Source organism: Sphingomonas aracearum (assembly GCF_003345355.1).
Lineage (GTDB): Bacteria > Pseudomonadota > Alphaproteobacteria > Sphingomonadales > Sphingomonadaceae > Sphingomonas > Sphingomonas aracearum.
Window position 1 is genome coordinate 1 of sequence record NZ_QQNB01000007.1, and the last position, 7,170, is coordinate 7,170.

The following is a 7,170-nucleotide window of genomic DNA, read 5'->3' on the forward strand; positions in this document are numbered from 1 at the left end:
GGTGTTCACCATGGCTGCCGCGGCATACAACCTCCAGCTGCTGGCCCGGCAGGCCGCGCCGGCCTGATACGCGGCGCATCCTCCGGTGTCCGGCGTCACCAGACATCCGCCACGCCGATTTCGCGCAGGCATTTTTTCAACGGTCTCGACCGGTTATGACACCAGCAACCTAAGCTCGCTCTGTATCCGCCGCAGGGCCTTTCAATCCTGGCGGCGGCAGGTCGGCATCCGGATCGCGTCCCTGTAGCTTGTCTAGGAGACGCATAGCCGGCGTGACGGTCAGCCCGTGGAGGAGGATGGAAAACAGCGCCACCAATCCTACGATGGCCCACAGCCGCTCGCCTCCGGCAAGCTCAACGTGGTTCAGCGCATAAGCCAGGTAATAGAAGGAGCCGACACCGCGGATGCCAAAGAAGGCAAGAGTCATCTTCTCGGAGAGGTCTGCCCGCAAGCCGGCAAGCCCTATCAAGCCGGTAACGGGCCGCACGACGAGGATAATGATCGCAGCGGCCAGTACATCTACCCAACCAATCGGTTGAAGGAGCCCACTGACCAGCGCACCACCGAACAGGATCAGGAGCACCATCATGCCGATGCGCTCCACCTGTTCGGTGATGTCGTGCATCTCGCGGTTGAACTCATGATCGCGATGCGAGCGGCGAAGCGTCAATGCGGTGATGAAGACAGCCAGAAAGCCGTAGCAGTTGAGGAGCTCGGTCACGCCGTAGGAGACGAAAGTCGCGGCAATGGCGATCAGGCCATCCCCGGTCTGAGCCAGCTTGGTTTCCGCTGGCACGTGAAAGGTCAGCCAGCCGAACAGGCGGCCGATCAACCAACCGCCGACGACACCCACGCCGATTTCCCACAACACACTATGGAACACCCATTCGCGCGCCCAAGGCTCTCCGGTGCTCGCCGAAATGCCCAGCGCGATAGCGAGGTTGACGAACGGAAAGGCAAAACCGTCGTTCAGGCCCGCTTCTGACGTTAAACCGAAGCGCACCTCGTCTTCCTCTCCGGTCTTGGGAGGACCGACCTGCACGTCTGACGCGAGCACGGGATCAGTGGGAGCGAGGCAAGCCCCAAGCAGAAGCGCCGCGATCCATGACAGGCCCAAGCCCCAGCCTCCGATCGCCGTGATCGCCGCGATGCTGAGGGGCATCGTGACCGCAAGCAGCCGCCAGGTCACATTCCATCGGCGCCAGCTGAATACGCGATCCAGCTTCAGGCCTGCGCCCATCAGCGCGATGATAACGATGAACTCGGTGAAGCGCTCGGTGATGTCGGCGTAAGACAGCGGCAAAGGCCGCAGCGACACAGCCGGCAACGAGAAGACCACGGCTCCGATCCCGACACAGATGATCGGCAGCGACAGCGGCAATCGTTTCAACGCAAGCGGCAGCCATGCTACGAGGGCGATCAGGACTCCGGCACCTGTTAGCCAGAGGATATAGGGTTCAGGCGATGAAAAGCTGGGCACCTGCGCCGCTCTCCAGGCAGTAGCGCGTTCCGAGCGCTTCAGATGGATGTCGCATCAGCCTGGCGGAATGAGCAGACAGGGACCGAACACAGCCTGGCTCCCAGTTCATTACGCGAGACCTCTTGCGGGCCTTTGTTACTGTCGCTGCCGAATCGCGTCGGCACGATCTTCCGTCGCATCCGCCTTCTTCTCGGCAGTCGCACGAACCCTGCGGGCTTCCTCTTCCAAGGCATCCGCCCGCTGATCGGCTTCGCTGCGAACGGCGTCCGCCTGGTCCTCGGCGGCGTCCGCACGTGCTTCGATCGCCTCGTTCAGACTGTCAGCGGCACGATCCTGGGCTTCACCCGTCCGCTCCGCCGGCCCTTTCTCGATCGTATCCTCGCTCGATACGACACCTGCGTTGGCGTCGGCCTGCTCGCCGGCATCCTCGCGGGGGCCGTCACAGGCCCCCACGAACGCGATCAGTGCCAGCCCGACGAGCTGGAGGCGTAGCCCTCGTCTCATGACCGCGATTCCTCACTCGGCGTCGAACTGCCCGGACGGAGGGTGGTGCTCGACTGCGGCGCGATCGGCGGAGCCGGCATCGCGGACGAGCCGCTAAGACGCTGGACCAGCTTGGCGGCGGCGTCCCGTCCGCCGAGACCGAAGGCGAGCGCGAAGGCGACGGCAATGGCACCCAGAATCAGGCCGAACGCGAGATTGATGATGTCGTCGGCGAGACCCATGAAGCGCAGCCCGATGGCGGTGCCGAGCACGATGATCGCGACGTGCACGATCTTCGCAGTCAGCTCGGCATTGGCACCGCCGCTGGCGCGCACGACCGTCGAGACCAGCTTCGCGATGGCGATGGCCGCCGCGATGATGACGGCACCGAAGATGACCGAGCCGAGCAGGGTCAGGATCTCCGCCATCATGCGCGAGCCGTAGGCGAAGTTGAGCTGCCGGAACGCCTCCATCAGGCCGAAGATGATAATGGCGACGAACACGGCGTGACCGAGCAGCTTGGAGGGCACCAGCGTCGGGGTCGACGGGGTTCCTGCCGACGTCGCTGGAACGCCGGCGGCCGGCGTGGTGCTTGAGGGGAACACGCCGAGCGCGCTGATCGTGCGATCGAAGCCGGTGCCGCTCAGGAACTGGCTAAGGAGTTGCGACGCGAACCGGCCGATCACATAGGCGAGCGCGAGGATGATCGCAGCCGCGACGACATGCGGGATGCTGTCGAGGATGATGCGGAGCATCGCGGTCGCCGGATCGGAGATTGCGCGGATGTTGAGCTGATCGAGCGCGGCGATCGCGACCGGGATGATGATGAGCGCGAACACGATCCCGCCGACCATCCGCGGCAGCGTTGTAGGATCGGCCTTGGCCATGCCGGCGCGTTCGGCGAGCTGCTCGGTGCGGGCGGCTGTCAGCACCGCCTCCACCGCCTTCTTGGCGACGCTGGCGACGATGTAGCCGACGAAGAAGATCAGCCCTGCGCCGATGATGTTGGGGATGGCGGCGCCGAACTGGTTGAGCATTCGGCCGACCGGGCTGGTGGCAGCGGCCAGGCCGAGCGGCTGGGCAGCCAGCACGAGCGCAATCAGGATCACGATCCAGAAGGCCGCATCACCGACCTGGGCGCCGACACTCTTGGGGTTGCGGCCCGTCTCGGGAATACCGGACTGCCGGTGCGCGTGCCGCGCCAGCGGCGTCTTGTTGACCAGCGCGGCGACGCCCCACTTGGCGGCCCTCGCTAGAAGATAGCCGATCAGGAGAATGACGGCCGCCGCAAGAACGCGCGGCCCCCACTCCTGTAGGTAGAGAACGGCGGTGTCGCCGAAGTTGCGGGTGCCGGCGATCATGCCGTCCGCTGTCACATAGTTCGGGTTCATCGCCGTCTCCCCTGTTGGCAAGGCATGTGAGCCCGGCGCGGGCTTTCACCCGCGCCGGGCTCCACCGACTAGATACGCTTGTCGGTGTCGCGGAAGGTCGAGCCGCGGGTCTCGACGTCTGTGTCGCGGTCGACCTCGACGTCGGTGCGACGCACGGTGTCGTCGACCTCCGCGACATGCTCTTCGGCCGTCTTGGAGACCACCACCTCCTCGACGACGCGGGCTGTCTTGCCGACCACGGCTTCCTCGCCGGTCGCGGTCATGTCGATCGTCCGCTCGCGGAAGGCGTCGGTATCGGCCGCGGAAAGCGGCTGATCGACCGCGCGGCGCTCCACGTTGACGCGCTCGTTGCGGAGGCGGATTTGCTCGTGAACCGGCGTTTCGGTCACATAGGACCGCACGCGCACCCCGCCGCGGCTCACGTCGCGCTTGCCGACGACCAGTTGCTCCTCGACGATCGGGATCGCCTCTTCCTGCTCGGCCGTGCGGCCGGCGGTCTCGCGACGGTCGAAGCTGCCGAGCGCAGCCCCGGTCGCACCGGCAGCGGCGCCGGGGTAATCCCAGCCCGACGAGCGCCACTGGCTCGCACGGTCGTCGATGTCGATCGAGTTGGCCTCTTCGAGCACGCGCACCGCCTCGTCGACGCGATCGTCATCGACGTCTGCGGTCAACAGCGCACCGCCACGGCGCACGCCTTCCTCATAGGTGTGGCGGTCTTCATCGGGCACGAACGCGTTCTTGATCGAGTCCCAGAAGCCGCGGTCCTCATGGGTCGAGTAGCCCGTCTCTTTGTAGCCGGCGCTCGACTTGTCGTGGACATGTACGTGGTCGGCGTCGACCCGCGCGCTCTTCAGACGCTCCTTAGCGGCCTCTGCGTCGCTTCGGCTGTCAAACAGGGCGGTAATGGTGGTGGACATGATCTTACTCCTACGTTGATGCAGAATGGGCTGAGCGGCTTATCTCGCCGTCACCACAAGTTCGGTGCGGCGGTTCTCGAAACGACCGCCTGCGGTGGCGTTGGTATCGACTGGATCGTTCTCGCCGCCGGAGACGGTCTCGATGCGGCCGGCGTTGATGCCTTGCGCAACGAGCGCCGACTTGACGCTATCGGCGCGAGCCTTGCCGAGCGCCATGTTGGCTGCATCGGTGCCGCGCGCGTCGGCGTAGCCGGCAATGCGGATTCGGGCGTTCGGATATTGCTTGAGGGTCGCGGCTACCTCGTTCACCTCGGCGGCGTCGGCCGGTCGGATATTGCTCTTGGCGGTGTCGAAGTTGAGCTTTTCGAAGGTGAAGGTGCGGGGAAGCGGCTCCGTGCCGGCCAGATAAGTGCCGAGACCGGACGTGCCGACCAGCGCGTCAGCGGAGCCGGCGTTCGGGGTCGACGCGACAACCTCGGTCGAGGCGGCCGTAGGAGCGGGAGCGACGGCAGCGGTGTCCTCACGGTTGCAGCGGCTCAGAGCGAACAGCAACGCCAGAATCCCGAGCGCAAGCAGCAACCAGGGGAGCCAGTTGAAGCCCTTGTTCTTCTCGATATGGATGTGACTCGGTGCGCCCTCCGGCCTGTCATCGTTAGGTCCTGCCATGAACATCCTCCTGGGTTTTGGTGAGATCGGTGCGGTCGACCTCGATGCGGGTGCGCCTGAGCGTGGTCGGCAGCTCGACCGCCTCCGCCTGCGCCGACCGGAAGACGTGGACCTCCTCGACGAGGAAAAGCCGCTTCTCGACAACCAATCGCTCCTCGATCACGGGAATGATGGTGACGCCGTTCTCCTCACGGACAACGGGGGCTCGATCGACTTCGCGGTCAACCGCAACGCGCCTGATCTCGACGTGCTCGCGGCGAACCTCGTCACGAACAACGACCTGCTCCTGCTCGGGGACGGTGCGGACCGTGACATGCTCGACGTCGGCCGCACGTTTGGTAACGTGCGCCTCCTCCTCAATGATCGGTAAGCGAATGTCGTCGGGCATGCCTGTCCTTCAGCTTTGCCACCTAACGCCGCCGAACCCTTGAAGTGTCCCGGAGCAAACTTTTTCTTGGTTGGGCGAGCTGGTAGTTTGCTACTATCCGTGCAGTAGTTCTCGTTGAGCCGTTCATTATCTGCGAGGAACATCGTCCTATGGCTCGGCGCTCTACCGGCATGGCCAATCCGCTCTCCCGTGTTCTCGCACGCGACACGTTGACCCACCTCGAACAGTTGATCGGCGGTATGACGGCCGGCGTCATCCTGATCGACCTGGCCGGAACGATCATCTGGGGCAATGATGCTGCGCTGGCGATGCACGGCGTCGACAAGCTCGAAGGACTTGGCGGCAACGCCGACACCTATGCGCAGCGGTTCGCGCTCCGGTTCCGCAACGGGCACCGGCTCGCCAACCGCGAATATCCTGTCATCCGCATGTTGGCGGGCGAGAGCTTCCCGGACCTGGTGGTGGAGGTGAGTGCCGCCGGCAGCGATGAACGTCGTTGGACCCATCGGGTGCGCGACGTCGTGATGACCGGGGACGACGAAGAGCCGGACTGCCTCGCGCTCGTGATTCAGGACGTTTCCGAACAGTATGAAGCGGAGGCGCGGTTCGAGGCCATGTTCCAGGCCAACCCCGCGCCGGCGCTCATTATGCGGCTCTCGGATCAGCGATTTAGCCGGGCAAATCGCGGCTTTCTCGAAATGACCGGCTACCCCCGTCAGGTGGTCCAAGGGAACAGCCTCTACGACCTCGACATTCTGAACGGCGCCGAGCGAAAGGACTATGCCAAACAGTGCCTCGCGGAAGGCCGGACGATCCCGCAGATGGAAGCCGAGTTGCCGCTACCTGATGGCAACACCAAGCTCGTCATCATTGCCGGGCAGCCGATCGAAGTCGGCGACGACAAGTGCATGCTGTTCACCTTCGCCGACCTGGAGCCGCGCCGGAAGGCAGAGCGTGCATTGCGATCGAGCGAGACGCACTTTCACACTCTGTTCCAAATGGCGCCCGTGGCGATGGTGCTGACTTCGCCCGACAGTCACCGCACGATGGACGTGAACGACGCCTTCGTTCGCCTCACTGGTCGCAGCTCGGCCGGCTCCATCGGCAGAGCCGCCGGCGACCCCGAGCTTTGGGCCGATCCGGCGCAACGTGAGGAGGTGCAGCAGGAACTGGATCGAAGCGGGGGCGTGCGCAACCGCGACGTCCGGCTGATCGATGCGGACGGGCAACCGGTTGACTGCCTCATGTCGGCCGAGCGCATGGAGATCAGGGGCGAACGCTGCACCCTCTGGCTCTACCAGGACATTACCACGCGCCGGAGGAGCGAGCTGGAGCTTGCCGACGCGATCGAGGCGGTGATGAAGGATGCGAGCTGGTTCAGCCGGTCCGTAATGGACAAGCTCGCGACCCTGCGTAATCCGCGCGCCGAAACCTCTACGGAGACCGCCGACCTGACACCTCGTGAGCGCGAAGTGCTGGGGCTGATCTGCAAGGGCCTGGACGACAAGGCGATCGCTAATCGTTTGTCGCTTTCGGGGAACACGGTGCGCAACCATGTCGCCGGTATCTATGGAAAGATCGGTGTCAATCGGCGTGCCGCAGCCATTGCTTGGGCTAGAGAACGTGGCTTTGCCTAAAATAATTGCAACTATGTGGTCGCAATTCAGTGATGGTCTTCAACAGCAATATCTGGGGCCAGGCTTGCTATTACTTCCCACCGAGGCTGTTGAAAAACGGCTGCTTGCGACGGTGACGAGGGCGTGATTCACTCCGGCAAAGCGGTGGGGGGATCACGGGCATGATGGGTCGGCAGGTGGCGCAGGGGGCGCTGTTCTACGGCTTCCG

General features: G+C 64.4%; 7 protein-coding genes. 2 read left to right on the forward strand and 5 right to left on the reverse strand.

What is annotated here, in order from left to right:
- Positions 1-169: 169 nt before the first annotated feature.
- Positions 170-1,480: a cation:proton antiporter gene (locus DVW87_RS17510; protein ID WP_114689060.1), complete on the reverse strand. Its 1,311-nt coding sequence runs from the start codon at positions 1,478-1,480 to the stop codon at positions 170-172.
- 132 nt (positions 1,481-1,612) lie between these two features.
- Between DVW87_RS17510 and DVW87_RS18200 the strand changes: the two genes are divergently transcribed.
- Positions 1,613-1,972 (forward strand): hypothetical protein, encoded by a 360-nt coding sequence (locus DVW87_RS18200; RefSeq protein WP_114689061.1) that lies wholly within the window; start codon positions 1,613-1,615, stop codon positions 1,970-1,972.
- Between the two features lie 8 nt (positions 1,973-1,980).
- Here DVW87_RS18200 and DVW87_RS17520 read toward each other — a convergent pair whose 3' ends face one another.
- The 4 genes from DVW87_RS17520 to DVW87_RS17535 form a co-directional block, all read right to left on the reverse strand.
- The gene (locus DVW87_RS17520; protein ID WP_181814895.1) at positions 1,981-3,324 is read right to left on the reverse strand and encodes a mechanosensitive ion channel; all 1,344 of its coding nucleotides are present in this window, start codon (positions 3,322-3,324) and stop codon (positions 1,981-1,983) included.
- 98 nt (positions 3,325-3,422) lie between these two features.
- A complete protein-coding gene (locus tag DVW87_RS17525; RefSeq protein ID WP_114689063.1) occupies positions 3,423-4,271 on the reverse strand; it encodes a YsnF/AvaK domain-containing protein in 849 nt (282 codons plus the stop codon).
- 39 nt (positions 4,272-4,310) lie between these two features.
- On the reverse strand, positions 4,311-4,937 hold the full coding sequence (locus DVW87_RS17530; RefSeq protein WP_239017994.1) for an OmpA family protein: 627 nt from the start codon (positions 4,935-4,937) through the stop codon (positions 4,311-4,313).
- Complete coding sequence (locus DVW87_RS17535) at positions 4,924-5,325, reverse strand: YsnF/AvaK domain-containing protein (protein WP_114689064.1); 402 nt, start codon at positions 5,323-5,325, stop codon at positions 4,924-4,926. The genes DVW87_RS17530 and DVW87_RS17535 overlap by 14 nt, the downstream gene beginning before the upstream one ends.
- A 170-nt stretch (positions 5,326-5,495) precedes the next feature.
- Here DVW87_RS17535 and DVW87_RS17540 point away from each other — a divergent pair, with 170 nt between their 5' ends.
- The gene (locus DVW87_RS17540; protein ID WP_114689065.1) at positions 5,496-6,962 is read left to right on the forward strand and encodes a helix-turn-helix transcriptional regulator; all 1,467 of its coding nucleotides are present in this window, start codon (positions 5,496-5,498) and stop codon (positions 6,960-6,962) included.
- Positions 6,963-7,170: the final 208 nt, after the last annotated feature.

Coding starts and splice junctions, on each gene's coding strand:
- DVW87_RS17540 (WP_114689065.1), top strand. CDS start 5,496: ATGGCCAATCCGCTCTCCCGTGTTCTCGCACGCGACACGTTGACCCAC.
- DVW87_RS17535 (WP_114689064.1), bottom strand. CDS start 5,325: ATGCCCGACGACATTCGCTTACCGATCATTGAGGAGGAGGCGCACGTT.
- DVW87_RS17525 (WP_114689063.1), bottom strand. CDS start 4,271: ATGTCCACCACCATTACCGCCCTGTTTGACAGCCGAAGCGACGCAGAG.
- DVW87_RS17530 (WP_239017994.1), bottom strand. CDS start 4,937: ATGGCAGGACCTAACGATGACAGGCCGGAGGGCGCACCGAGTCACATC.
- DVW87_RS17520 (WP_181814895.1), bottom strand. CDS start 3,324: ATGATCGCCGGCACCCGCAACTTCGGCGACACCGCCGTTCTCTACCTA.